The organism is Pseudescherichia vulneris NBRC 102420 (assembly GCF_000759795.1).
GTDB lineage: Bacteria > Pseudomonadota > Gammaproteobacteria > Enterobacterales > Enterobacteriaceae > Pseudescherichia > Pseudescherichia vulneris.
The window spans coordinates 39208-64815 of record NZ_BBMZ01000025.1; the positions used below are offsets into that span (position 1 = coordinate 39208).

The following is a 25608-nucleotide window of genomic DNA, read 5'->3' on the forward strand; positions in this document are numbered from 1 at the left end:
CTGCGCCACCCGCCGTTTTGCCGGATAGCGGATCAGAAAATCTTCGAAAACTTATCAATGTTGCTGGCATCGTAGACGAACGGCTCAGACATCGCACCGCTGCCGTCAGCGTCCAGCTTCACCTTGCCGAGTTTGCCCATATTGGCTTCGGTTTTCGTGGCCGTGCCTTTGACCAGATCGTCAGCCAGATAGGTCGCGGCGTAGCCCAGATCGATCGGGTTCCAGATAGCAAAGCTCTTGGTTGCGCCGGACTTCACCGCGCCCGCCATCTCAGACGGCAGGCCGAGTCCGGTTACGTACACCTTGCCAATCTTGCCCTGATCCTTCACCGCCTGGGCAGCGGCTACGATCCCCACCGAGGAGGGAGAGACGATCACCTTCAGGTCCGGGTAGGTTTTTAGCAGGCCGACCGCTTCGCGGTAACTCTTATCGGAGAGGTCATCGCCGTAGGCCACCGTGACAAGGTTGACGGAGGGGTACTTCGGCAGCACCTTTTTCATCTCTTCAATCCAGATGTTCTGGTTGGTCGAGGTGGGCGTGGCGCTGAGGATCGCCACGTCGCCTTTCTCCACGTTCAGCGCCTTCAGCGCCTCGGCGGCGAGCTTAACGTTGGTTTCACCAATCAGGGCATTGTTGGATGGGTTGAGATGGATCTGGCGGCCCGCTTTTGCTACGCCGGAGTCCCATGACACCACTTTGATCCCGCGCTGCATCGCTTTTTTCAGCACCGGCACGACGGCATCCGGATCGTTCGCCGAGATAGCGATCGCATCTACCCCCTGGGCGATCAAGCCGTTCAGTACTTCGATCTGCGCCTCCGCCGTGGTGGTGGTCGGGCCGGTATAAATGACTTTCACATCCCCTAACTCTTTAGCCGCCTCCTGGGCACCGACGTTCGCTGCCTCAAAAAAACCATTGCCAAGGGATTTTGCGACCAGGGCAATTTTGACTTCTGCTAATGCGGAACCGGACAACGCCAGAGCGGCAACGGTGAGGATCAAGCTTGTCTTTATATTCATTGCTTTTACTCCACTGATATTGAGTTAGTTGTGTAGGGCTTGCAGGTGTGGCTTCGCCCCGTCTCAGTGAGCGGGGCGCGATGTTCTTATTTATAAAGCTCGAGTGCGCTGGCCATCGGGGTGACGCCAAAGCGTTTGCCGAGGGCAATTAACTCCTCTTGAGTGATGGTCTGCTTCATGCCGCCCATCGAGTAGACCTTCACCAGTACCTCGGCAGACTTCTCGGCGGTATCGATCAGGCCAAAGGCTTCGTCCAGCGTTGGACCGCTGCCGAAGACGCCATGGAACGGCCAGAGCACGAGCGAGTGCCGTGACATCTGCCCTGCGGTGGCCTGGCCAATCTCATCGGTGCCGGGGACCATCCATGGCAGAATGCCAACGCCGTCAGGAAACACAACCAGGCATTCGGTACTGCCTTCCCACAGTTTGCGGGTGATCACATCCGTATCGTTTTCCAACACATAGGTGAGGGCGATCAGATTGGTGGCGTGGCAGTGCATAATCACACGGTCTTTGCCGTCGGTAGCTTTGATGCGCTCGCAGTGGGAGAGAAAGTGCGCTGGCAGCTCGGAGGTGGGAACCGCTTCGTCGGTCAGCCCCCAGAGAATGTGGTAGCCCGCGCCGTCGCTGTCGACCTTAACGATGCCTAAGTTAGCGACCGGGTCGAGCTGCACGTTACGGAAAAACTTGCCGGAGCCGGTGACGATAAACGGCGTATTGGCCAGCAGCGGCATCGGCTGGCTCAGGGCGATATAGCGCGGGCTGGTGTGGAATTCGGCCGTAAACGGGGCGATATCGCCGTCGTCCAGACGCAGGGTCAGGTTGCCACCGTTGCGCTCGTCCCAGCCCTTCAGCCAGGCGTCAGAGGTGGCTTTGATCATCCCCTGGACGAACCAGGCGTTGGTGATAGTCTGCATAGTCTCTCTATTCCTTCAAAATGCCGGGTGGCGCTGCGCTGACCCGGCCTACGGTCGTTTGTAGGCCCGGCAAGCAGAGCGCCGCCGGGCAATGTTTTTACTTGCGATTGGCCAGAACGTCTTGCTCATAGGCCCGCACGCTGTCCAGCCACTGACTCCCCGCCGGGGTATCATGACGCTGGCAGTACATCTCCCATACCGCCTGCCACGGCAGCGATTTTTGCTCCTCCAGCAGCGCCAGGCGGGCGGTGTAATCGCCCTCGGCTTCCAGAGCGCGCAGTTGAGCCGTCGGCTCCAGCAGGGCGCGCAGCAGGGCTTTTTTCATGTTGCGGGTGCCAATCACCCATGCGGCGATGCGGTTGATCGACGCATCAAAGAAGTCGAGGCCAATGTGCACCCGGTCAAAGAGATCGTGACGGATGATTTCGCTGGCGATGGCCTGGGTTTCATCATCCAGCAGCACTACGTGGTCGCTGTCCCAGCGCACCGGACGGCTAACGTGCAGCAGCAGGCGTGGGATATAGAGCATGGCGGCAGAGATCTTGTCGGAGATCACCTCCGTCGGGTGGAAGTGGCCCGCATCCAGGCAGAGCGCGGTCTGGCGGCTGGTGGCGTAGCCCATGTAAAACTCGTTCGAGCCGACGGTGTAGCTCTCCGCACCGATGCCGAACAGCTTGCTCTCTACGGCATCAATGTGGTGGTCGAGGCTCAGCTTTTCACTCAGGGCTTCATCCAGCGCGGCGAGCAGGCGCTGACGCGGGGCGAGGCGGTCAACGGTGACATCCTTCATGCCGTCCGGAACCCAGATATTCATCACCGACGGCGTACCCAGTTGCTCGCCAAACCAGGCGGATACGCGGCGGCAGGCTTTAACGTGGTCGATCCAGAACTGGCGGATCTCGTCGTTGGCGTGGGAGAGGGTAAAGCCATCGGCGCTCAGCGGATGTGAGAAGCAGGAGGGGTTAAAGTCCAGGCCCAGCTTCTGCGCTTTTGCCCACGCCACCCAGTTTGTAAAGTGCTCGGGCCTAATGGCGTTACGCTCCACCGGTGTCTCTGACTCAAGGTAGATCGCATGCAGATTCAGGCGTTTTGGCCCGGGGATCAGGCTCAGGGCCTGCTCCAGATCCGCCCGCAGCTCCTCGGCGCTGCGCGCTTTGCCGGGGTAGTTACCAGTGGCCTGGATCCCGCCGGTCAGGCCGCCCTGCGGGTTCTCAAACCCGGCCACGTCGTCGCCCTGCCAGCAGTGCATGGAAACCGGCAGGCGATCGAGCTGACGCAGCGCCTCCTCAACGTCAACGCCTACCGCGGCAAACCGCTGCTTAGCAAGTTCCCAGGCTTGTTCAATGGGAGTGGTCATGCGCAAAGCTCCTTTCTCTGTGGTTTGGTTTGAAACTGCGCGACGTGGCGGGCAATTTCACTGTCAGGTTGTGGAATAAAGGTTGTCAGGTCGTAATTAGCCGTCACGACCTGGCGGAAAGTGTCGACGTTGTCTAATTCTTCCAGGGTCATTAGCTGAATACCGATATTGCCCAGCGTCGAGGCTTCGATGGGGCCAGCTACGACGGTGACGCCGCAGGCGTCGGCGCAGAGTTGGTTGAGGAGACGGTTCTGGCAGCCGCCGCCGACGATATGCAGCTGGCTGAACGGCCTGCCGCGCAGGGTTGCCAGCTCGCCGAGCACGTCGGCATAGAGCAGGGCAAGGCTGTCGAAGATGCAGCGCGCCAGCCCGGCGGGACCTTCTGGCTCAGGCTGGCCGGATCCACGGCAGGCGGCGCGGATCTCAGCGCTCATGTTTTCCGGGTTGATAAAGCGCTCATCGTTGGGGTTAATCAGGATCCGGCATGCGGTAAGTTGCTCGGTGTCGGCAATCAGGGCCGGCAGGTCAGTTACGTTCTGCTCTTTCAGCACCCGCTGTAGCAGCCACAGACCCATGATGTTTTTCAGCACCCGGTAGCGCCCTTCGGCACCGCCCTCGTTAGTGATATTGGCCGCCAGCGCCGCCTCGTCGGTATAGGGCGTTTGGCTCTCAAAACCCATCAGGGACCAGGTGCCGGAGGAGAGGTAGGCGCTGTCCGCATCGCTCAGCGGCGAGGCGATCACCGCGCTGGCGGTATCATGGCTGGCGACGGCCACCACCGGGATCTCACTTCCCTGCGGGCATTGCCAGTGACCAATCACGTTGCCCGGCTGGGTCGGGGTGCCAAACCAGGCTTTGTTAGCCCCGGTCCAGGCGAGCAGGACGTCATCCCAGTCATCGCTAGTGATATTCACCAGCTGGGTGGTGGTGGCATTGGTGTACTCCCAGTTCATCTTGCCCGTCAGGCGAAAACTGAAGTAGTCCGGGATCAGCAGGGCATGAGCCACCTGCGCTGCCTGCTCTGGTTGCTGCTCGACAAAGGCGCGCAGCTGATAGAGGGTGTTGAACGGCAGAAACTGAATGCCGCTGCGGCGGTAGATGGTCTCTCTGCCGAGCTGCGCCTGGGCGCTGGCCATCACGCCGTGGGTGCGCCCGTCACGGTACGACACCGGCAGGCCGACGCGCTGGCCGTGCTCATCAAGCAGCACATAGTCCACGCCCCAGGTATCAATGCCGATGCTATCGATCTGAATGCCCTGCTCGCTGACCTTGTTTAGCCCAAGGCGGATCTCACTCTCCAGGCTGTCGATATCCCAGGTAGCAAAGCCGTCCACGTTTTGCAGGCAGTTGACGAAGCGGTGAATTTCACGCAGCGACAGGGCACGCTGATCACTGTCGTAACGCGCCAGCATTACGCGTCCACTGGATGCGCCGAGATCGACCGCGACGCAATGGCGAAAGGTCATAGTGGAGTCCTTCTGAGAGTCAATATCGACAGTCTACGAACCCCCTCAGTGGCGCACCTTCTTGCTATGGACAGGCAAAATTAGGCGCTGGCAAGAAAGCAAAGATGAACGTGATAGCGTTCACAATTCCCAGCAATAACGCCTCTTACAGCGGATGTGACGCCAGCCGCATTTCCGGATCTTTCCCACCGTTTCTTGAAAAAGCGACCGGGTTTGCGCGCTTTGACGTCAAAAATTCAAGGTGGGATTGCCAGCCCTTCATTACTATTTTTGGCATGTTCTCCATTTCAGGAAGCCATCATGACCGTACTACACAGCGTGGATTTTTTTCCGTCAGGTAAAACGCCTGTGGCCATTGAGCCGCGCCTTCCCCAGTCGGCGTTTCCTGAACATCACCATGATTTTCATGAGATTGTTATTGTTGAGCATGGCACGGGCATCCATGTCTTTAACGGCCAGCCCTACTCCATCAGCGGAGGCAGCGTCTGTTTTATTCGTGACCACGATCGCCATCTCTACGAACACACGGATAATCTCTGTCTGACCAACGTGCTCTACCGCTCGCCGGAGGCTTTCCAGTTCCTGGCGGGCCTGAACCAGCTGCTGCCGCAGGAGCAGGATGGACACTACGCCTCCCACTGGCGGGTTAATCAGGGGGCGTTACAGCAGGTGCGGCAGATCGTTGGCCAGATGGAGCAGAGCGCTGAAGAGGAGAGCGCCGCCGCCCTTGCCAGCCGGGAGATCCTGTTTATGCAGCTGCTGGTGCTGCTGCGTAAGAGCAGCCTTGAGGAGGGAGCCGTTAACAACGATGCCCGCCTGAACCAGATGATGGCGTGGCTAGAGGATCACTTCGCGGATGAGGTCTGCTGGGAGTCTCTGGCCGACCGTTTTTCCCTCTCGCTACGCACGCTGCACCGTCAGCTGAAGCAGCACACGGGCATGACCCCGCAGCGTTACCTCAACCGCCTGCGTCTGATTAAGGCTCGCCACCTGCTGCGCCACAGCGATGAGAGCGTTACCGACATTGCATTTCGCTGCGGTTTCGGCGACAGCAATCATTTTTCGACGCTTTTTCGGCGTGAATTTAGCTGGTCACCGCGGGATATCCGTCAGGGACGAGACACCCCGCTGCAATAGCCGTAAACGAGAAGACAGTCACCGTTTTTTTGCTAAAAAACAGCTAAATATAGAAGGTTGAAGGCTGTTGAGGTGACGCTGTGGCAGGTCAGTTAATTCTGCGGAGGGATGATTTTTTTGCCAGGCCCGGGCAGGCGGTCGCGGTGGCCGATCGCTATCCGCAAAACGTCTTTGCTGAACACACTCATGAGTTCAACGAGCTGGTGCTGGTTTGGCGCGGCAACGGCCTGCATATTCTTAACGATCGCCCGTATCGCATTACCCGGGGCGATCTGTTCTATATTCGCGCCGAAGACCGTCACGCCTACGCCTCGGTAAACGATCTGGTGCTGCAAAACATCATCTACTGTCCGGAGCGGCTGACGCTCAATCTTGACTGGGCCGCGCATATTCCCGGCCTGGACGGCGGAGAGCCGATACCCTACTGGCGCATTGGCAGCAGCGGCATGGCTCAGGCGCGGCAGGTGATCAGCCAACTGGAGCATGAGAGCACCAAAGCGGATCCGCTCTCCGATCCGCTGGCGGAAACGCTATTTGCCCAACTGGTATTAACCCTGAAGCGCCATCGCTACGCCACCAATAATCTTTCGGCGACCCGTAGCGAAGCGCTGTTGGATAAGCTCATTACCGCCCTGGCCAGCAGCCTCAACCGCGCCTTTGTGCTTGAGCAATTTTGCGAGCAAAATCAGTGCAGTGAGCGTACACTACGCCAGCAGTTTCGTACCCAGACCGGCATGACAATCAACCACTATCTGCGCCAGCTGCGCATCTGTCACGCCCAGTATCTGCTGCAGCACAGCGAGCTGATGATCGGTGAAATTGCCACACGCTGTGGTTTTGAAGACAGCAACTATTTTTCCGTGGTTTTTACCCGTGAAACCGGCGTGGCGCCGAGTCAGTGGCGGCACCGCAGCAGGATCGTCACGGGTACATAACAAAAGGTTATAACCATATAAAAACTACGGCATTGATAAACATTTTCAATACTACTTAATTAACTATAATGAACCAACTGCTTACGCGGCGTTAACAGTATCGCCGCCCGACAATTAATGGAGATGATTATGAGTTACACACTGCCATCACTGCCGTACGCTTATGATGCACTGGAACCACACTTCGATAAGCAGACGATGGAAATCCATCACACTAAACATCACCAGACCTACGTTAACAACGCTAACGCCGCACTGGAAAGCCTGCCTGAGCTGGCTAACCTGCCGGTAGAAGAGCTGATCGCCAAACTGGATCAGGTTCCGGCTGACAAGAAAACCGTACTGCGTAACAACGCGGGCGGCCACGCTAACCACAGCCTGTTCTGGAAAGGCCTGAAAACCGGCACTACCCTGCAGGGCGATCTGAAAGCCGCCATCGAGCGCGACTTCGGCTCCGTTGAGAAATTCAAAGAAGAGTTCGAGAAAGCAGCGGCAACCCGCTTTGGCTCCGGCTGGGCATGGCTGGTACTGAAAGGCGACAAGCTGGCCGTTGTCTCTACCGCAAACCAGGATAGCCCGCTGATGGGTGAAGCTGTTTCTGGCGCATCCGGCTTCCCGATCCTGGGCCTGGACGTGTGGGAACACGCTTACTACCTGAAATATCAGAACAAACGCCCGGACTACATCAAGGCATTCTGGGAAGTTGTGAACTGGGACGAAGCTGCTGCCCGTTTCGCTGCTAAAAAATAAGGTTGCATTGCAACCAGTGAAAAGCGAGTCTTATGACTCGCTTTTTTTGTATCTGGATAAGGCGCGGCGATGCACCATCAGGTTAACGTTTTTACCGGTAAAATAAGAGATTACGCAGGCAGTCGGCCTAGCGCCATTGCCAAAGTGCAGGTTGACGGCGAGCTGACGTTAACCGAGCGGGGGCTTGCGGGGGATGAGCAGGCCGAGAAGAAGATCCACGGCGGGCCGGATCGTGCCCTGTGCCATTACCCACGCGAGCACTATCGCCACTGGGCAAGCGCGTTTCCGGAACAGGCGGATCTCTTTGTCGCACCAGCGTTCGGCGAGAACCTCTCCACAGAGGGAATGACCGAGCAAAACGTCTACATTGGGGATATTTTTCGCTGGGATGAGGCGCTGATTCAGGTGACCCAACCGCGTTCGCCCTGCTTCAAAGTTAACTACCATTTTGCCATTCATGACCTCTCCTCCCTGATGCAGGAGAGCGGCCGCACGGGCTGGCTCTACCGGGTGATCGCCCCGGGCAAGGTTTCCGGCGATGCGCCCCTTGAGCTGGTTTCCCGCTGTAGCGACGTGAGCGTCTATGACGCCGCGGCTATCGCGTGGCATCTGCCGTTTGACGACGAGCAGTACCACCGCCTGCTTTCTGCTGCTGGCCTCTCGGTGAGCTGGGCCAGAACCATGCAGAAACGACGCCTGAGCGGCAAGGTTGAGAGTTTTGCGCCCAGACTATGGGGCAGGAAATAGCAGGCCGGGATCGCCCGGCCTGGATACTATGTACGTTGAGACAAGGGTACGTTGAGACTAGGAACGCTTATGCAGCGGCAGCCAGATCGTTAAGCGTAAGCCGCCTAACGGGCTGTCGTCGGCCTTCACCCAGCCGCGATGCTGCTGGATAGCCGTCTCGACAATCGCCAGCCCCAGCCCGCTGCCGCCGGATTCACGGTCGCGCGCTTCGTCGGTACGATAGAACGGGCGGAAAATCTGCTCACGATCTTCCGCACTGACGCCCGGCCCGTCGTCATCCACGTTAACCGTTACGCCCTCTTTATCCACCGCAAAACTCACCTCAATCTTCGTATGCGAGTAGCGCAGGGCGTTACGCACGATATTTTCCAGCGCGCTCTCCAGCGCGCTCGGGTTACCGTACAGCGGCCACGGTCCCGGCGGGAAGTTGACGGTCAGTGATTTCCCCATCTGCTCGGCTTCAAAGGCGGCGTTATCCAGCACGTCGTTCCACAGGTGATTGGCCTTCACGGTTTCGCTCACCAGCGCATTCTTCTGCTGATTACGCGACATCACCAGCAGATCGTTAATCATACTGTCGAGACGCTGTGCCTCGGTCTCAATGCGGGCCAGCTCCTTGCTCTCACCGCTGCGGCGGCGCAGCAGGGCGGTGCCCAGCTGTAAACGCGTAAGCGGGGTGCGCAGCTCGTGAGAGATGTCAGAGAGCAGGCGCTGCTGGGTAGTCATCATTCGCTCAAGCGCCATGACCATCTGGTTAAAGCTGGCCCCGGCAGCAAGAAACTCCTGCGGCCCAGCTTCCAGTTCGGGATGCTGGCGCAGGTTGCCCTGAGCCACCTCATCCGCCGCGTTTTTCAGCTTACGCGCCGGTTTGGCCAGGCTCCACGCCAGCCACAGCAGCAGCGGAGAGCTGATTAACATGGTAACAATCAGCAGCAGGAGCGGTCGGTCAAACAGCAGGTTGATAAAATCGGACTGGGAATTGCTCGCCGGACGGATGAGGTAGAGCTGGTAGTTATCTTCCCCGTCGCGGATGGAAAACGGTCCTACCAGCTCTACCCGTCCATATTTTTTCTTCTGCGGATGGTCTGAGTTATCCGCCTGGCCAATAAAGTTACGAATGATCTGCATTTCGCTACGTTCAGCGCCGATCACCCGGCCTTCACTGGTCACTAACAGCAGGCGCTGCCCCGGCGGGGCCCACTTATCAATAGCGCGAAACAGCCGCCGCCACCACATTAAATCGTTCGGTGGATCGAGGGCCAGCTCCGCCTCAACGTGCTGCTCAATCATAATGCCCTGGCGCTGCTCGCTATCCAGCAGCTCCGTCATTTGCCGGGAGTCCAGCTTGGGCACCATTAAGACCAGCATTAGCACCAGTGCCAGCGTTAGCCAAAAAATGGCAAAGATGCGTGCCGTCAAACTTCCTATCATGAAGCCGCAACCATCAGATAGCCGCGTCCGCGCAGCGTTTTAAACCACGGATGGCCATCTTTACGCTCCGGCAGCTTACGGCGCAGGTTAGAGATATGCATATCGATCGCGCGATCGAACGGCGTCAGGCGTTTACCCAAAACTTCCTGGCTAAGGTGCTCTCTGGAGACCACCTGGCCGAGATGCTGCGCCAGCAGGTAGAGCAGGGTGAACTCGGTGCCGGTCAGCTCCAGCGACTGGCCATCGAAGCTGGCTTCCTGACGGCCTGGGTTCAGGCTCAGGGCGTCCACTTCAAGGGTCGGTGAACCGTTATCGCTGTTCTGCTGCTGCTCACTCCAGTGTGAACGGCGCAGAATGGCGCGAATACGGGCCACCAGCTCGCGATCGTTAAAGGGTTTAGGCAGATAGTCGTCCGCGCCCAGCTCAAGGCCGAGAACGCGATCCAGCTCGCTACCGCGCGCCGTCAGCATAATGACGGGTGTCTGGTGTGTCTGGCGTAGCTCTTTAAGGGTGTCGATACCATTCTTCTTTGGCATCATTACGTCGAGCAAAAGCAGATCGATGCTGTCGTCCAGGAGGTCGAGCGCCTGCTCCCCATCGTGGGCAACCTGCACATTGAAGCCTTCCATGTCGAGCAGCTCCTTTAAAAGGGAAGTAAGCTCTCGGTCATCGTCAACTAACAAAATTTTATTCATTATTTAAATACCTCCGAGGCAGAAATTACGTCATCAAGGCGCGCTAATCCATGACTTTACGTTGTTTTACACCCCCTGACGCTAGTTTGCAGCCTGAATCGTAGACTGAGTTCAGTTGATTGGCGACACAAACGATTTTGGGAGCAAGTGATGCGCATTGTTACCGCTGCCGTCATGGCCTCAACGCTGACGTTAACTACAGTTGGCCACGCAGCTGAAGGTGTAACAGGCGATAGCTGGCACGGCTCTGAAGAGCTTGCACCGCGTAGCACCCAGAGCCATATGTTTGACGGCATTAGTCTAACCGAGCAACAGCGCCAGCAACTGCGTGATTTGATGCAGCAGGCGAGGCACAAGCTGCCACCTGTTAATGTTAGCGAAATCGAGACGATGCACGACCTCGTGACCGCACAAAAATTTGATGAAAGCGCCGTACGCGCTCAGGCAGAAAAAATGGCGCAGGAGCAGGTTGCCCGCCAGGTCGAAATGGCCCGGGTTCGCAACCAGATGTATCACCTGCTCACGCCCGAGCAACAGGCGGTTTTACACGACAAGCACCAACAGCGGATTAACCAGCTGCGCGACGTTGCAAAAATGCAGCAGGATTCTCCACTAACGTTATCGAGTAGCAGTACCGGTAGTAAGTAGTAACCAGTAACAACCCTGTTTTCCTTGCCATAGACACCATCCCTGTCTTCCCCCTCATGATGAGGGGGTTTTTTTTATCAGTCACTTGTAAAAATTGCTTATAAATCAATCATCCGTGCAACAGCCATGAGCAGTTGCAAAAAGGATATCGCGTTATGTGGACCGATCCCGTAAAGCTAGATAGGTTATTTAAAGGGCTTTGATCTCAGTTGGTAAGAATTGAGTTTATGCCATGAATGAGCTCAGGAAAGTAGCTTTCATCAATGAGCATGCCACCTTCCAGAGTCCAAAGACTTAGCCTATTTGGCGTGATTTTGAAATTGAAACCAATAGCGTAAGCGTCTATTGCATGGTGAATATCGAATTGAAAGGTATTAACGCGAGGTGCATAGACTACAGGCGCCGGAGCCTGATTATTGGATAAGCAGTGCCAGAATTGGGTTAGCTTATCCCGGAGCTCCTCAAGATCAAAAAGGCTAAATTCACATTCGCACCCCAGGTTTACGCCCGAACCTTGTGCTTCCAACCAGCATATAATCAAATCCTGACGCCTGTCTTCCGGCTCTTCAACCCTTTCAACAAAGGAAAATCGGAAAAGTGCGTCATCGGTTTTTATCTCAAACATAAACGTGACTCGCTGAGGCTTAATCGTAGTGAAAGTGCATTATTGTCCAGTCTTTTTCTCTGACAAGAACGTGAAGGCGGTAACGCTGATGGACATATTTTACCTGACCGCCAACAGTACGTTTAACTAACCGATACATTTCCGTCCGGTAAACAAATTGCCCGGCAATTTTTTGTGGGTCTGGACTTCTTGAACCATACCGGATTGTTTTTTCCATAATTTATAAAGGTACATAACGGCCAGGATCACTCATACGCATCGCAACTGTTTTTGTTACTTTCAGGTTCCGCGCCGACAGACCTGCTTTTAGCCGTCCACGTAAAAAACTTATCGTCGCATGGCTTAGTTTTGCAGAAAGGGCTGCACGGCTACTGGCCTCAAAAAATGCGCGGCCAGTACGAAGTATACGGAACACGCCAAAAGCGATAAGGGCAATATCTATTGGATCAATCAAGGGGCTTTCTAGCGGAGCCTCTTCCATGCGCAAAAAGATACCGTCTGTATCGTATATTTGCCATAAACCGGGCGCTTGCAGGACCGAATAACCAATGCACATTCCCGTTTCTTCATCAAGGATAGGCTGGGAATTATGCGGTCTGTTACGTGGTGGTAACTCAAAAAACACACCATCCGGGAGACTCGAATGAATCGTTAAAAAATATCCAGGCTCTTCCTGCATGGTGGGGACGTATCCTGCCACGGGTTCGCTCCTTTGTATCAGTTGAAGAAAGATATGCTATCGGCCCTTTTTCTACTTGACCAGTCACTACACTCTTTTCATGGTAATGGTTGTTAAAGCGCATAAACAGAAAAGAACGACATGGGGAAACGACCCTGCTTTTTTTGCAGAGCCATTTTGTCGAAGTGTAGTCAAAATAGAAGCAAAGTAGAATAAATGCTTTTCTTCCAGTGTGTTAAATGCAAAATATCTTCACCACCCCTGCATCTCCCTCATGATGAAGGGTTTTTTGACTGAAAATTATAAAATTTTTTCAAAATGCGTTGTTAGCTTTTGTCCATCTCTTAAAACGCACAATGATGTCAACAGGTTGCGCCATGAGACCGATAATGCCAGACAAAGCGGCACAGGTAAGATATCTCATTAAAAAGCATTTCTGGGAGATGGCAGATGATACTTCCATCAGCACAGGAAGTAAGCGTGTACTGCCTGAAGATGCAACTGAATTTCTTGAAGAGTATAGAGATGCGCTGGGCGTAGATATGTCTGGCTTCAACTTCAACAGCTATTTTCCCAATGCAGGCATTCGTTTTCTGCCCAATGCCATACTTCCGCGCTATCTAAGAACAGATCATCACGTACCCGAACCACTCACTGTCAGCATGCTTATTGAGTCAGCCGAGGCTGGCCGCTGGTTGTTTTGTGATTCGGGTTCAGTAGATGGCGCGGCTATTTACTGATAAACCGTTTTAATGGCTTTAAACCAGCATGTATCTGCTGAGCTATCGCAATCGTAAAAACGCTCTGTGGTAGACAATGATTCAGGCGTCCAGTTAGCGTTGCCTTCAATTGTGACAATAAGATTGCTAAGCGTGTCCTCTTCTCCTTTACGGCTGTAGGCCAAATCGATCTCGTTGCCGTTTGCCAGTTCATAGGTACAGTTAACCAGCACGCCTTCCTTCACGCCCTCTTTAGCAAAATAGAGGCTGCTAACAAAGCGTTCTACGTTTTGTTGTCTATGTGGCTGAGAATTCCAGCTCCCCTCCCAGCCAGGCAGCGTCACTGGCGCGGTATAAATATGATTCGCATAACTAATGCTTTCCGGGGTCGGACAGCTCATTTGGACGGGGTCAGATTGCTTGAGTGGCGAAGCAGAGGCAGCGGTAGCGATAAGCATTGCCGGTAAAAGAAAAAATGAAGATAGCTTCATGTTGAACTCCTTAATTTTGTGCCTTGTTTTGTGAGATAGATGAAGAGCAAAATTAAGGTCAAGATTACAGAGGCTAGATTTTTGTAATCATCTAAAAATAAACAATTATTTTCAAAAAATCGTCACTTTTCATGGCGCTTTTAGCGTAGTGCGGCAGGGTCATGCGTTATACTACCCGCTGTGTCCGGGCAGGAGTGCGTATGAATCAAATGTATGGGCAGCTGGTGAGCCGGGCAGCTATTGCCGCGACGGTAATGGCCTCGTTGCTGCTGGTAATTAAAATTTTTGCATGGTGGTACACCGGATCGGTGAGCGTGCTGGCGGCGCTGGTAGATTCGCTGGTGGATATTGCCGCCTCACTGACTAACCTGCTAGTGGTGCGCTACTCCCTCCAGCCGGCGGATGATGAGCATACTTTCGGACACGGCAAGGCTGAGTCGCTGGCGGCGCTGGCACAGAGCATGTTTATCTCCGGTTCGGCGCTGTTTCTCTTTTTAACCGGTATTCAGCACCTTGCTCGCCCCGAGCCAATGAACGCACCGCAGATCGGCATTATCGTGACGTTGGTTGCGCTGGTGTGTACTGTGATCCTCGTCACTTTTCAGCGTTGGGTGGTACGAAAAACGCAAAGCCAGGCCGTGCGCGCCGATATGCTTCATTATCAGTCTGATGTTATGATGAATGGCGCTATTCTCATCGCGCTGGGCCTGTCGTGGTATGGCTGGCACCGGGCGGATGCGCTCTTTGCGTTGGGTATTGGAGCTTATATCCTCTACAGCGCGCTGCGTATGGGGTATGAAGCGGTTCAGTCGCTGCTGGATCGCGCGCTACCCGATGTGGAGCAACAGGAAATAATCGCTATCGTTACGCGTTGGCCGGGGGTCAGCGGAGCACACGATCTTCGCACGCGGCAGTCAGGGCCGACTCGCTTTATTCAGATTCACTTGGAAATGGACGACAATCTCCCGCTTGTTCAGGCGCATCTGGTGGCCGAGCAGGTTGAAGAGGCGATTTTGCGCCGTTTCCCGGGTTCCGATGTGATCATCCATCAGGACCCTTGTTCCGTAGTATCCCAAGGATGAATTTCCTGGCGTAAGAACAGGTTACAAGGTGTAAAAAGGTGAAGCAGACCAGCATTTTGTGGGTAAATTACCGCCATTTGGTCTGACCTGAATCAATTCAGCCAAGGGAGATTGATATACTATGCGCAGCATAGCCATTCACTCCCAGGGGCGTCGCTTCGGGCAAGAATTTATTTTGCATTCCTAAGTTCAGAGGTAGTCATGATTAAGAAAATCGGTGTGTTGACAAGTGGCGGTGATGCGCCTGGCATGAACGCTGCAATTCGTGGCGTAGTCCGTGCAGCATTGACTGAAGGTCTGGAAGTTTGCGGCATTTACGACGGCTATCTTGGCCTGTATGAAGATCGCATGGTGCAGCTCGACCGCTACAGCGTCTCTGACATGATCAACCGTGGTGGTACGTTCCTCGGCTCTGCTCGCTTCCCGGAGTTCCGTGAAGAGCACATCCGTGCCGTGGCTATCGAAAACATGAAAAAACGCGGCATCGACGCGCTGGTGGTTATCGGCGGCGACGGCTCCTATATGGGGGCAAAGCGCCTGACCGAGATGGGCTTCCCCTGCATCGGCCTGCCGGGCACCATCGATAACGACGTTGCCGGGACCGACTACACCATCGGCTACTTCACCGCGCTGCATACCGTTGTAGAAGCGATTGACCGCCTGCGTGATACCTCCTCTTCCCACCAGCGTATCTCCATCGTTGAAGTGATGGGCCGCTACTGTGGCGATCTGACCCTGGCGGCGGCTATTGCCGGCGGCTGCGAGTTTATCGTCCTGCCGGAAGTTGAGTTTAACCGTGAAGATCTGGTGAACGAAATCAAGGCCGGGATCGCGAAGGGTAAAAAGCATGCCATCGTTGCGATTACCGAGCACATCTGCGATATCGACGAGCTGGCGAAGTACATTGAATCTGAGACCCAGCGTGAAACCCGCGCGACCGTTCTCGGCCATATCCAGCGCGGTGGCTCTCCGGTTCCTTACGACCGTATTCTGGCTTCCCGTATGGGTGCGTACGCCATTGAACTGCTGCTGCAGGGCTACGGTGGCCGCTGCGTCGGTATTCAGAACGAGAAGATGGTGCACCATGACATCATTGACGCTATCGAAAATATGAAGCGTCCGTTCAAAGGCGACTGGCTGGATTGCGCTAAGAAACTCTACTAACAGTAATTTTCGCCGGGTAGCGGCTGCGCCTTACCCGGCCCACAGCACCATCCCGTAGGCCCGGTAAGCGTAGCGCCACCGGGCTTTTTTTCGCCTCACCCCATCTTTATTCCCCTACGTTATAGCCAATCTTTTTTTATTCTTTAATCATTGATTCGCTTTCTGGCACGCTGAGTTCATCACAACACAATTCAACATATAAGCGAGTGAGCGATGAACAAATGGGGTGTAGGGTTAACGTTGCTGCTGGCCTCCGGCAGCGTTCTGGCAAAGGACATTCAGCTTTTAAACGTCTCATACGATCCAACGCGTGAGCTGTATGAGCAGTATAACAAGGCGTTTAGCGCGCACTGGAAGCAGGAAACCGGTGATAACGTCACTATCCGCCAGTCGCACGGCGGCTCAGGTAAGCAGGCGACCTCCGTTATCAACGGTATTGAAGCCGACGTGGTGACGCTGGCGCTGGCCTATGACGTTGATGCTATTGCCGAGCGTGGACGCATCGATAAAAACTGGATCAAGCGCCTGCCGGATAACTCCGCGCCCTATACATCGACCATCGTTTTCCTGGTGCGTAAAGGCAACCCGAAACAGATCCACGACTGGAACGATCTCATTAAGCCTGGCGTCTCGGTGATCACGCCGAACCCGAAAAGCTCCGGCGGCGCACGCTGGAACTATCTGGCGGCGTGGGGCTATGCTCTGCACCACAACAACAATGACCAGGCTAAAGCGCAAGACTTCGTGAAGGCGCTGTTCAAGAACGTAGAAGTGCTGGACTCCGGCGCACGCGGCGCGACCAACACCTTCGTTGAGCGCGGCATCGGTGACGTACTGATCGCCTGGGAGAACGAGGCGCTGCTGGCGACCAACGAGCTGGGCAAAGACAAGTTTGAAATTGTCACCCCGAGCGAATCTATCCTCGCCGAGCCGACCGTCTCCGTGGTCGACAAAGTGGTTGATAAGAAAGAGACCAAAACCGTGGCCGAAGCCTATCTGAAGTATCTCTACTCGCCGGAAGGGCAGGAGATAGCCGCGAAAAACTTCTATCGTCCACGTAACCCGGACGTAGCGAAGAAATATGACAGCGAGTTCCCGAAACTGAAGCTGTTTACCATTGATGAAGAGTTTGGTGGCTGGACAAAAGCCCAGAAAGAGCACTTCTCCAACGGTGGTACCTTCGACCAAATCAGCAAGCGTTAAGCGTAACGGCCCTGCGGGGCCGTTTTTTTTGCCCCACCATTAATGGCGTTTACTGAACCTGCCTGTCGCCGTAGACTCGGTGAAAAAATAGCAGGAGACAGGTATGTCACTCTGGTTTACGCACCCTCTGTTCCTTCCCTCACTGATTATCGGCGTCACCATCGTGCTGTGGGCGACCTCCCTGCTGCCGGAGTTTATTACCGCGCTGCTCTTTTTTGCCGCCGCCATGGTGAGCAAAATCGCGCCGGCGGACGTTATCTTTGGCGGCTTTGCCTCATCGGCATTCTGGCTGGTCTTTAGCGGCTTTGTGCTGGGCGTGGCGATCCGTAAAACCGGGCTGGCGGACCGGGCGGCGAGGGCCATCTCGGCAAGGCTGACCGATTCGTGGCTATTGATGGTGGGCAGCGTGGTGCTGTTGAGCTACGCCCTGGCGTTTGTCATGCCGTCTAACATGGGACGCATCGCCTTGTTGATGCCCATCGTTGCCGCAATGGCGGCGCGAGCCGGGATCCACGAGGGATCGCGGGCATGGTTTGGCCTGGCGCTGGCGGTGGGCTTTGGCACTTTCCAGCTTTCCGCCACCATTCTGCCCGCTAACGTGCCGAATCTGGTGATGAGCGGCGCGGCAGAAGGGGCGTTTGGTATCCATCTCAACTATGTTCCCTATCTGCTGCTGCACACGCCGGTGCTGGGTATTTTAAAGGGGCTGATCCTGATTGCGCTTATCTGCTGGCTCTTTCCCGGCAAGCCCCATGCGCTGCGCGATCTTGAACCTGCTACGCCGATGAGCCGGGACGAGAAGCGGCTCGCCTGGATGCTGGCGGTGGTACTCATTCTGTGGGTGACGGAGAGCTGGCACGGTATTGGCCCGGCCTGGACCGGTCTGGCGGCGGCCTGCGTTACGCTGCTGCCGCGTATCGGTTTTATTAACGGCGAGGAGTTCGCTACCGGGGTGAACATCCGCACCTGCATCTACGTGGCGGGAATTCTGGGCCTGGCGATCACAGTGACGCAAACCGGTATTGGCCGCGCAGTAGGGGATGCGTTGCTGCACGTTATGCCGCTGGATCCACAAAACCCGTTCACCAGCTTTGCGGCCCTGACCGGCATTACCACCGCGCTTAACTTTATCATGACCGCCAACGGCGTTCCGGCGCTCTATACCAGCCTGGCGCAAAGCTTTTCTGATGCCACTGGTTTCCCGCTGCTGTCGACGATTATGATTCAGGTGCTGGGTTACTCGACGCCGCTGCTACCGTACCAGGCTTCACCGATCGTGGTGGCGATGGCGTTAGGCAAGGTGCCTGCGCGGGCGGGGATGCTGCTCTGTCTGGCGCTGGCGGTCGCGACGTATCTGGTGCTGCTGCCGCTGGACTATCTGTGGTATCAGGTATTGGGACAGCTGTAAAAAAGCCCGGTGGCGCTTACGCTTACCGGGCCTGCATTACCGTAGGGCGGGTTAGCGTAGCGCCACCCGCCGTTACAATATCAATTACGCCTGCTTAGCCGCTTCCGCTGCTTTCACAATCACTGCGAACGCGTCAGCTTTCAGGGAAGCACCGCCAACCAGCGCGCCGTCGATATCCGGCTGGGTGAACAGTTCAGCTGCGTTAGAGGCGTTAACCGAGCCGCCGTACTGAATGATGACCTGCTCAGCCACTTTCGCGTCAGCTTTCGCAATGTGGTCACGGATAAACTTATGTACCGCCTGCGCCTGCGCCGGGGTCGCTGATTTGCCGGTACCGATAGCCCATACCGGTTCGTAGGCAATGACTACGCCTTCGAACGCGGCTGCGCCCTGGGTTTTCAGCACGGCGTCGATCTGACGGGCGCACACTTCTTCGGTTTTACCCGCTTCGTTCTCTTCTTCGGTTTCACCGATGCACAGAACCGGGATCAGGCCCTGCTCTTTCAGCACGGCGAATTTTTTCGCAATCAGCTCGTCAGACTCTGCGTGGTAGGTGCGACGCTCAGAGTGACCGATAATGATGTACTGTGCGCCAACGTCTTTCAGCATCTCAGCGGAGGTTTCACCGGTGAAGGCACCGGAGAGGTTCACGTCAACGTTCTGCGCGCCGAGGATAATGTGGCTGCCCGCTGCGGCCTGTTTCGCCAGATCCAGATACATTGCCGGCGGTGCGATTGCTACGCCGCAGCCAGTAACGCCAGCCAGTTCTTTACGCAGGTTAGCTACCAGCTCGTTTACCATGTGGCGGCTGCCGTTCAGTTTCCAGTTACCCATCACTAAAGGATGTCGCATTTTTATTCTCCACGCTTTGTCAGCGAATCAAGGAATATGGCTGCCGTTTACAGGCAGCATGGTTGTCAAACAGTATAGAGATTCATCCCTGCAAAGGCTTTGCTTTTTATCATTTATTGTTACCTTCAGCACTATCAGATAGCGTCAGCTTAATCGGTTCAACAGCGAAGGTCAGCCCTTTTTCACCGTTATCTGCTGCAACATAGCGCAACGCGCCCTCGGTCTCGGCATACCAGGCTTTGCCTTTGCCTCTGTTCAGCAGCTTCTGCAGCTTTTGCAGGCTGTTGGCTTTGCTCAGCTGTGGTGAAAAGGCGCGTAATACCGCCGCCATATACTCCTGCGCTTTGGCTTTTGACGCCTTCTGCTCCGGCCCCTGAACGGGCAGCCAGGTGATTTGCATCGACTTGATCTTCAGCGTGCCGCGCTCAAGGGCCGTAGAGGCGTAGAGCGACTCATTGATTTTGCTGGCGGCCCGCGTCAGGTTCGCCCGATCGTTGCGCGATTCAATGGCGCGAAACTCGTTGAGCGCCAGCCCAGGGTTATCGGCGTTGAACTTCTCCCTGAACTGACTAATAGATTGATCGAAGGTTGGCGCACCCGCCAGCAGATAGGGGGCCGTGGCCGCCTGGGGAACCTCTACCGCCAGTGCAGGCAGGCAAAACGCCAGCCAGGCCAGCAATACGCTCCATCTTTTCATGATCTCTCCCTCTGTTTAGCTATCCCGATTAAAACGATAACCGTCTGGCTTGTCAAAAGCTGACCCGACTAAGGTAAACTACGCAGCACTACGATTATAAGGAACCTTACATGACCATACAGCAGTGGTTATTCTCATTTAAAGGACGTATTGGACGTCGTGACTTCTGGATCTGGATAGCGCTCTGGGCGCTGTCGATGGTGGCACTCTTTTCGCTGGCGGGAAGCGGACTAGTGGATTTGCAGCTGGCAGCCTTTGCGCTGGTCAGCCTGCTCTGGCCCACCACCTGCGTGGTGGTAAAACGGCTGCACGATCGCGGTAAGTCCGGCTACTGGGCCTTGCTGCTGGTGCTGGCGTGGATGCTGCTGGCCGGGCGTTGGGATGTGCTAGGCGGCGTCTGGACATGGGCGGTGGGGCGTTTTATCCCGACGCTGATCATGGTCATGCTGCTGGTGGATCTCGGCGCGTTTCTTGGCACGCCGGGCGAAAACAAGTTTGGTAAGGCGACGCTGGACGTTAAGTTCCGTTAACGTCTGCCCGTTCCCTTTGTTACCAGTAGTGCTCAGCGGTCATATGGCCCGGACGACGGCGCAGGTGTTTGGCCATCTGCCGGGTCTCTTTCAGCAGCTGCTGAGTATCACGTACCATCTGCGGATTGCCACACAGCATCACATGGCTATCTTCAGCGCGCATTGTCAGCCCCACGGCGCGCTCTAGCTCCCCGCTCTCAATCAACGCCGGTACGCGACCATGCAGCGAACCGGCTACCGTTTCGCGACTGACGACCGTCTGGATCCGCAGTTTACCCTCGTAGCGCTTTTGCAGTTCCAGCATCAGCGGCAGATAGCTGAGATCCTCGGCGTAGCGCGCGGCATGGACCAGCACCAGGTTTTTAAAGCGCTCCAGGTCTTTTCCTTCCTGCAAAATCGACAGATAGGGGCCGATGGCCGTCCCGGTTGCCAGCATCCACAGCGTTTCACACTCGGGGATCTCTTCCAGCACAAAGAATCCGGCCGCCTCGCTCACGATCAGCACCTCATCGCCCGGCTTCAGCGCCGCAAGACGGGGACTAAGCTTGCCGTCCGGTACGGTGACCAGGTAAAACTCCAGATTCGGATCGCTGGGGGCGTTAACGTAGGAGTAGGCGCGCTGCACGCGCTCGCCGTCAATCTCCAGACCCAGCTTGGCAAACTGGCCCGCTTTGAAGGGGTGAATGGGAGCATGAACGGTGAGACTAAAGAGCGCGTCGGTCCAGAATTCAACCTTCGTAACTTTTCCTGTAACCCAATCCGCCATGATCGTCTCCTGTTCTGTATAACCTTATCTTCGTCGCTTAAAGCGAACTTTTCCAGCCCGAGCGGGCCGGAAAGCTCGATTGATCAAATGACCTTAGAGAATGTGGCGCTGTACGTCCGTATCTTTGCGGTCAAGGTAGTGAATGGACTGGATCCGGCGGATAGTGCGGGATTTACCGCGGATCAGCAGGGTTTCGGTGGTGGCCATATTGCCCTTGCGGGTAATGCCGTCGAGCAGATCGCCCTTGGTGATACCGGTGGCAGAAAAAATTACGTTATCGTTGCGGGCCATGTCGTCCAGCTGCAGCACGCTGTCAGCCTCAATACCCATCTCTTTACAGCGCGCCAGCTCCTGCTCGCCGATGCGACGGTTCTCTTCGCTGTCGCCCTTCACGTGATGACGTGCCAGCAGACGGCCCTGCATATCACCGTCCAGCGCGCGGATCGCGGCGGCAGAGACCACGCCCTCTGGCGCACCGCCGATGCCGTAGAGCACGTCCACTTCGCTGTCTGGCATGCAGGTCAAAATCGAAGCGGCCACATCGCCATCGGGAATGGCAAATACGCGCACGCCGAGCTGCTGCATCTGGGCGATGACTGCATCGTGGCGCGGTTTCGCCAGGATCGTCACGGTCAGCTCGTCGAGGGGCTTACCGAGCGCGGCGGCTACGTTACGCAGGTTCTCTTCCAGAGGGAGGTTAAGATCGATAGCGCCCTTTGCGCCAGGGCCCACGATCAGCTTCTCCATATACATATCCGGCGCGTTCAGGAAGCTACCCTTGTCGCCTACGGCCAGCACCGCCAGCGCATTGGCCTGGCCCATCGCCGTCATGCGGGTGCCTTCGATAGGATCGACAGCAATATCCACCGCGTCGCCCTGACCGGTACCGACGCGCTCGCCGATATAAAGCATCGGCGCTTCATCGATCTCACCCTCGCCAATCACGATGGTCCCGTCAATGTTGACCTGATTGAGCACAATGCGCATGGCGTTAACCGCCGCGCCGTCGGCAACGTTTTTATCGCCCCGGCCCAGCCATTTATAACCGGCCAGCGCGGCCGCTTCCGTCACGCGGGAAAATTCAATCGCAAGCTCTCGTTTCATTGCACACTCGTCATTAAAGAACGTCATTAAAGAAATTGTGCAAAGTTTAACACAGAGAGAGGAGAGGGATGCCCCCTCTCCGGGCGGAGAGGGGAGCGGGGTGAGGATTACTCGTCGTGTTCTTCCCACGCCATGGCGCGTTTCACGGCTTTTTTCCAGCCGCTGTAGCGGTAGTTACGCTCGGTGGTTTCGATGCCCGGACGGAACTCGCGCTCAATAACCGCTTTCTCCTGCAGCTCGTCGAGGTTCTGCCAGAAGCCGACCGCCAGGCCTGCCAGGTAGGCTGCGCCCAGGGCCGTGACTTCGCGAACTTCCGGACGCTCAACACGGGTGCCGAGAATATCGGACTGGAACTGCATCAGGAAGTTATTGGCTACCGCGCCGCCGTCCACGCGCAGGGCGTGCAGGCGAATGCCGGAGTCGGCCTGCATGGCCTCCAGCACGTCGCGGGTCTGGTAGGCAATGGACTCCAGCGTTGCACGGATGATGTGGTTCGAGTTAACGCCACGGGTCAGGCCGAAGATTGCACCGCGGGCATAGGGATCCCAGTAGGGCGCGCCGAGGCCGGTGAAGGCCGGCACCACGTACACGCCGTTGGTATCTTTTACCTTGGTGGCAAAGTATTCCGAGTCAAACGAGTCGCTGATCAGCTTCATCTCGTCGCGCAGCCACTGAATGGAGGCCCCCGCCATAAATACCGCGCCCTCCAGGGCGTAGTTCACCTCGCCACGCGGGCCGCAGGCGATAGTGGTCAGCAGGCCGTGCTCGGAGGCTACCGCCTTCTCGCCGGTGTTCATCAGCATAAAGCAGCCGGTGCCGTAGGTGTTCTTCGCCATCCCCTGCTTAACGCAGAGCTGACCAAAGAGCGCCGCCTGCTGGTCACCGGCGATCCCGGCGATAGGAATACGCGTGCCGCCCTTGCCGCCGATGTTGGTCTGACCGTACACCTCGGAGGATTTACGCACCTCTGGCAGCATGGCGCGGGGAATGTCCAGCACCTCCAGCATCTTGTCATCCCACTCCAGGGTGTGGATGTTAAACAGCATGGTTCGGGAGGCATTGGTGTAGTCGGTAACGTGGACGCGCCCTTGAGTCATCTTCCAGATCAGCCAGCTGTCGACGGTGCCGAACAGCAACTCGCCGCGCTTAGCGCGTTCACGGGAGCCGTCAACGTGGTCAAGGATCCACTTCACCTTGGTGCCGGAGAAGTAGGGGTCGATCACCAGGCCAGTGGTAGCGCGGATATAGTCTTCCAGGCCGTCACGCTTCAGATGCTCGCAGATGTCGGCGGTGCGACGGCACTGCCAGACGATGGCGTTGTGGATAGGCTTACCGGTCTCTTTATCCCAGATCACCACGGTTTCACGCTGGTTGGTGATGCCGATAGCGGCAATTTGATCGGAGCTGATGTCGGCTTTCGCCAGCACTTCCACCAGCGTTGAGCTTTGGCTGGCCCAGATCTCCATCGGATCGTGCTCAACCCAGCCTGGCTTAGGGTAAATTTGTTCGAATTCGCGCTGTGACACGCTGATGATATTGGCGTCGTGATCCATTACCACGGCGCGAGAGCTGGTTGTACCCTGGTCCAGCGCAACGATATATTTTTTCTCAGTCATCTTTTTTTCCCGTAGTCACATTACAGCGACGCTTTGTGTTGTGCGGCAGTGGTAGCTGGCTCTTTCACTTCTTCCTCGCAGGTGTCGCAGGGCAGATGGCGGCCAATCAGCTTACGATAACCAAACGCGCCGAGCGCTGCACCTGCTACCGGCCCGAACAGCGGGACCAGGAAGTAGGGAATATCTTTGCCGCCGGTAAAGGCAACGTTGCCCCAGCCTGCAAGCCAGGCGAAGGCTTTTGGCCCGATATCGCGCGCCGGGTTCATCGCAAAGCCGGTCAACGGCCCCATAGAGGCACCAATCACCGCAATCAGCAGGCCAATCAGCAGCGGAGCCAGCGGGCCACGAGGAATACCGTTGCCATCGTCGCCAAGTGCCATGATCACGCCCATGAGAATAGCGGTAATCACCATTTCAACCGCGAAGGCCTGCACAAAATTGATGTGTGGGTTCGGATAGGTTGAAAATATTCCGGCCAGATCCAAGCTCTCGACGCTGCCGCGGACCATGTGGTGCGTCTGTTCAAAATCGTAAAACAGGTTGTAGTAGAGGCCGTAGACCAGTGCGGCAGCACAAAAAGCGCCTGCAAACTGCGAGGCGATGAACGGCGCGACTTTGCGCCCGTCAAAGCAGGCGAACAGCCACAGCGCAATGGTCACCGCCGGATTGAGATGCGCACCGGAGACCCCGGCGGTCAGGTAGATGGCCATCGCCACGCCCAGACCCCAGATGATACTGATCTCCCACTGGCCAAAGGAGGCACCCGCCACCTTTAGCGCCGCAACACAGCCAACCCCGAAGAAAATCAACAACCCGGTACCGAGGAACTCGGCGATGCACTGGCCTTTTAAGGTCGATGTTTGACTCATAATCGGATCCTAAAGTGTGTGTAATGGTTATTGTTAGCATGGCAAGCAAAGACAACCATGATGTCTGTAGACATAGTGTTAATTTATCGTTAACGAACAAAAACGAGAAATATCGAACTTAAAATGTGTGTGCTGCGTCAATAAAATGAGCGTTTTCGCGCTATAGAGCACATATTTATTGTAAGGAGTAATTGTGCGCTGAATCATTTCATTAACGAATCGATTAACAAATCATGAGAAGCCGAGCGGTGTAAACCAGGCGAAGGATGAAAAGTGTTGCAAACCGCAAACTACGTGCCCTGGCGCTGGACAGGGGCGACGGGGCTTCATACAATCGAGGCTATGTTGTGCGCGTTTATATTCAAGCGTCGCCTTGCAATTCAGGAGAGGTATGACCATGTCATTAGAAGTGTTTGAGAAACTGGAAGCAAAAGTACAGCAGGCGATTGACACCATCACGTTACTGCAGATGGAAATCGAAGAGCTGAAAGAGAAAAACAACGGCCTGTCGCAGGAAGTGCAGAATGCGCACCACCACCGCGAAGAGCTGGAGCGTGAAAATCATCAGCTGCGCGAACAGCAGAACGGCTGGCAGGATCGCTTACAAGCTCTCCTCGGTCGCATGGAAGAGGTCTAATTACGCTTTATCTTTCGCGCCGTAGCGGTGTTGGCTGCACTCTGCCACCCCAGTCACGTAGTTT

General features: G+C 55.9%; 27 protein-coding genes. 12 read left to right on the top strand and 15 right to left on the bottom strand.

What is annotated here, in order from left to right; genetic code table 11:
- Positions 1 to 32: 32 nt before the first annotated feature.
- The 4 genes from rhaS (EV102420_RS17675) to rhaB all read right to left on the bottom strand — a co-directional run bounded on the left by rhaS (EV102420_RS17675) (position 33) and on the right by rhaB (position 4759).
- Positions 33 to 1019 carry a rhamnose ABC transporter substrate-binding protein gene (gene rhaS, locus EV102420_RS17675; RefSeq protein ID WP_042394527.1) on the bottom strand — a complete coding sequence of 329 codons (987 nt, stop codon included), beginning with the start codon at positions 1017 to 1019 and terminating at the stop codon, positions 33 to 35.
- An 86-nt stretch (positions 1020 to 1105) separates the two neighbouring features.
- Positions 1106 to 1936, bottom strand: a complete 831-nt coding sequence (gene rhaD / locus EV102420_RS17680) for a rhamnulose-1-phosphate aldolase (RefSeq protein ID WP_042394530.1) — start codon at positions 1934 to 1936, stop codon at positions 1106 to 1108.
- Between the two features lie 97 nt (positions 1937 to 2033).
- Positions 2034 to 3293, bottom strand: coding sequence for an L-rhamnose isomerase (gene rhaA, locus EV102420_RS17685; protein ID WP_042394533.1), 1260 nt, complete (start codon positions 3291 to 3293; stop codon positions 2034 to 2036).
- Complete coding sequence (gene rhaB / locus EV102420_RS17690) at positions 3290 to 4759, bottom strand: rhamnulokinase (RefSeq protein WP_042394536.1); 1470 nt, start codon at positions 4757 to 4759, stop codon at positions 3290 to 3292. Before rhaB ends, rhaA begins: the two co-directional genes overlap by 4 nt.
- Before the next feature lie 300 nt (positions 4760 to 5059).
- On the opposite strand from rhaB, the gene rhaS (EV102420_RS17695) reads away from it, so the two are divergent.
- The 4 genes from rhaS (EV102420_RS17695) to yiiM all read left to right on the top strand — a co-directional run bounded on the left by rhaS (EV102420_RS17695) (position 5060) and on the right by yiiM (position 8328).
- On the top strand, positions 5060 to 5896 hold the full coding sequence (rhaS, locus tag EV102420_RS17695) for an HTH-type transcriptional activator RhaS (protein WP_042394538.1): 837 nt from the start codon (positions 5060 to 5062) through the stop codon (positions 5894 to 5896).
- Between the two features lie 80 nt (positions 5897 to 5976).
- Positions 5977 to 6831: an HTH-type transcriptional activator RhaR gene (rhaR, locus tag EV102420_RS17700; RefSeq protein ID WP_042394541.1), complete on the top strand. Its 855-nt coding sequence runs from the start codon at positions 5977 to 5979 to the stop codon at positions 6829 to 6831.
- A gap of 129 nt (positions 6832 to 6960) precedes the next feature.
- Complete coding sequence (sodA, locus tag EV102420_RS17705; protein WP_042394546.1) at positions 6961 to 7581, top strand: superoxide dismutase [Mn]; 621 nt, start codon at positions 6961 to 6963, stop codon at positions 7579 to 7581.
- A 69-nt stretch (positions 7582 to 7650) separates the two neighbouring features.
- Complete coding sequence (gene yiiM / locus EV102420_RS17710; protein WP_042394549.1) at positions 7651 to 8328, top strand: 6-hydroxyaminopurine reductase; 678 nt, start codon at positions 7651 to 7653, stop codon at positions 8326 to 8328.
- A 57-nt stretch (positions 8329 to 8385) separates the two neighbouring features.
- Here the strand turns inward: yiiM and cpxA are convergent, their stop codons facing one another.
- The gene (cpxA, locus tag EV102420_RS17715; protein ID WP_042394552.1) at positions 8386 to 9759 is read right to left on the bottom strand and encodes an envelope stress sensor histidine kinase CpxA; all 1374 of its coding nucleotides are present in this window, start codon (positions 9757 to 9759) and stop codon (positions 8386 to 8388) included.
- Positions 9756 to 10454: an envelope stress response regulator transcription factor CpxR gene (cpxR, locus tag EV102420_RS17720; protein WP_042394556.1), complete on the bottom strand. Its 699-nt coding sequence runs from the start codon at positions 10452 to 10454 to the stop codon at positions 9756 to 9758. The genes cpxA and cpxR overlap by 4 nt, the downstream gene beginning before the upstream one ends.
- 150 nt (positions 10455 to 10604) lie before the next feature.
- Here cpxR and cpxP point away from each other — a divergent pair, with 150 nt between their 5' ends.
- Positions 10605 to 11102, top strand: a complete 498-nt coding sequence (gene cpxP / locus EV102420_RS17725; RefSeq protein ID WP_042394559.1) for a cell-envelope stress modulator CpxP — start codon at positions 10605 to 10607, stop codon at positions 11100 to 11102.
- 205 nt (positions 11103 to 11307) lie between these two features.
- On the opposite strand, the gene EV102420_RS17730 is transcribed toward cpxP, so the two are convergent.
- Both EV102420_RS17730 and EV102420_RS22775 read right to left on the bottom strand, forming a co-directional pair.
- Positions 11308 to 11727 carry a hypothetical protein gene (locus EV102420_RS17730; protein ID WP_042394562.1) on the bottom strand — a complete coding sequence of 140 codons (420 nt, stop codon included), beginning with the start codon at positions 11725 to 11727 and terminating at the stop codon, positions 11308 to 11310.
- 220 nt (positions 11728 to 11947) lie between these two features.
- On the bottom strand, positions 11948 to 12427 hold the full coding sequence (locus EV102420_RS22775) for a hypothetical protein (RefSeq protein ID WP_255211696.1): 480 nt from the start codon (positions 12425 to 12427) through the stop codon (positions 11948 to 11950).
- Between the two features lie 368 nt (positions 12428 to 12795).
- On the opposite strand from EV102420_RS22775, the gene EV102420_RS17740 reads away from it, so the two are divergent.
- On the top strand, positions 12796 to 13146 hold the full coding sequence (locus EV102420_RS17740; RefSeq protein WP_042394685.1) for a DUF1493 family protein: 351 nt from the start codon (positions 12796 to 12798) through the stop codon (positions 13144 to 13146).
- On the opposite strand, the gene EV102420_RS17745 is transcribed toward EV102420_RS17740, so the two are convergent.
- Entirely contained in the window at positions 13140 to 13616 is a 477-nt protein-coding gene (locus EV102420_RS17745) for a DUF3757 domain-containing protein (RefSeq protein WP_077776560.1), read from the bottom strand. The genes EV102420_RS17740 and EV102420_RS17745 overlap by 7 nt on opposite strands.
- 200 nt (positions 13617 to 13816) lie before the next feature.
- Between EV102420_RS17745 and fieF the strand changes: the two genes are divergently transcribed.
- The 4 genes from fieF to EV102420_RS17765 all read left to right on the top strand — a co-directional run bounded on the left by fieF (position 13817) and on the right by EV102420_RS17765 (position 18473).
- Positions 13817 to 14698, top strand: coding sequence for a CDF family cation-efflux transporter FieF (fieF, locus tag EV102420_RS17750; protein WP_042394567.1), 882 nt, complete (start codon positions 13817 to 13819; stop codon positions 14696 to 14698).
- A 201-nt stretch (positions 14699 to 14899) separates the two neighbouring features.
- The gene (pfkA, locus tag EV102420_RS17755) at positions 14900 to 15862 is read left to right on the top strand and encodes a 6-phosphofructokinase (RefSeq protein ID WP_042394569.1); all 963 of its coding nucleotides are present in this window, start codon (positions 14900 to 14902) and stop codon (positions 15860 to 15862) included.
- A gap of 213 nt (positions 15863 to 16075) precedes the next feature.
- Entirely contained in the window at positions 16076 to 17065 is a 990-nt protein-coding gene (locus EV102420_RS17760; protein ID WP_042394572.1) for a sulfate ABC transporter substrate-binding protein, read from the top strand.
- A 103-nt stretch (positions 17066 to 17168) separates the two neighbouring features.
- On the top strand, positions 17169 to 18473 hold the full coding sequence (locus EV102420_RS17765) for an SLC13 family permease (RefSeq protein ID WP_042394574.1): 1305 nt from the start codon (positions 17169 to 17171) through the stop codon (positions 18471 to 18473).
- 84 nt (positions 18474 to 18557) lie between these two features.
- Here the strand turns inward: EV102420_RS17765 and tpiA are convergent, their stop codons facing one another.
- Both tpiA and EV102420_RS17775 read right to left on the bottom strand, forming a co-directional pair.
- Positions 18558 to 19325, bottom strand: coding sequence for a triose-phosphate isomerase (gene tpiA, locus EV102420_RS17770; protein ID WP_042394578.1), 768 nt, complete (start codon positions 19323 to 19325; stop codon positions 18558 to 18560).
- A 109-nt stretch (positions 19326 to 19434) separates the two neighbouring features.
- Positions 19435 to 20022, bottom strand: coding sequence for a DUF1454 family protein (locus EV102420_RS17775; protein ID WP_042394580.1), 588 nt, complete (start codon positions 20020 to 20022; stop codon positions 19435 to 19437).
- 110 nt (positions 20023 to 20132) lie between these two features.
- On the opposite strand from EV102420_RS17775, the gene EV102420_RS17780 reads away from it, so the two are divergent.
- Positions 20133 to 20552, top strand: coding sequence for a DUF805 domain-containing protein (locus tag EV102420_RS17780; RefSeq protein WP_042394584.1), 420 nt, complete (start codon positions 20133 to 20135; stop codon positions 20550 to 20552).
- Positions 20553 to 20571: 19 nt separating this feature from the next.
- On the opposite strand, the gene fpr is transcribed toward EV102420_RS17780, so the two are convergent.
- The 4 genes from fpr to EV102420_RS17800 form a co-directional block, all read right to left on the bottom strand.
- Positions 20572 to 21318: a ferredoxin--NADP(+) reductase gene (fpr, locus tag EV102420_RS17785; protein ID WP_042394587.1), complete on the bottom strand. Its 747-nt coding sequence runs from the start codon at positions 21316 to 21318 to the stop codon at positions 20572 to 20574.
- A 93-nt stretch (positions 21319 to 21411) separates the two neighbouring features.
- The gene (glpX, locus tag EV102420_RS17790) at positions 21412 to 22422 is read right to left on the bottom strand and encodes a class II fructose-bisphosphatase (RefSeq protein WP_042394589.1); all 1011 of its coding nucleotides are present in this window, start codon (positions 22420 to 22422) and stop codon (positions 21412 to 21414) included.
- A gap of 107 nt (positions 22423 to 22529) precedes the next feature.
- Entirely contained in the window at positions 22530 to 24038 is a 1509-nt protein-coding gene (gene glpK / locus EV102420_RS17795; RefSeq protein ID WP_042394594.1) for a glycerol kinase GlpK, read from the bottom strand.
- A 20-nt stretch (positions 24039 to 24058) separates the two neighbouring features.
- Complete coding sequence (locus EV102420_RS17800; protein WP_042394598.1) at positions 24059 to 24907, bottom strand: MIP/aquaporin family protein; 849 nt, start codon at positions 24905 to 24907, stop codon at positions 24059 to 24061.
- 391 nt (positions 24908 to 25298) lie between these two features.
- On the opposite strand from EV102420_RS17800, the gene zapB reads away from it, so the two are divergent.
- Positions 25299 to 25544 (top strand): septal ring assembly protein ZapB, encoded by a 246-nt coding sequence (gene zapB / locus EV102420_RS17805; protein ID WP_103821672.1) that lies wholly within the window; start codon positions 25299 to 25301, stop codon positions 25542 to 25544.
- Positions 25545 to 25608 lie beyond the last annotated feature (64 nt).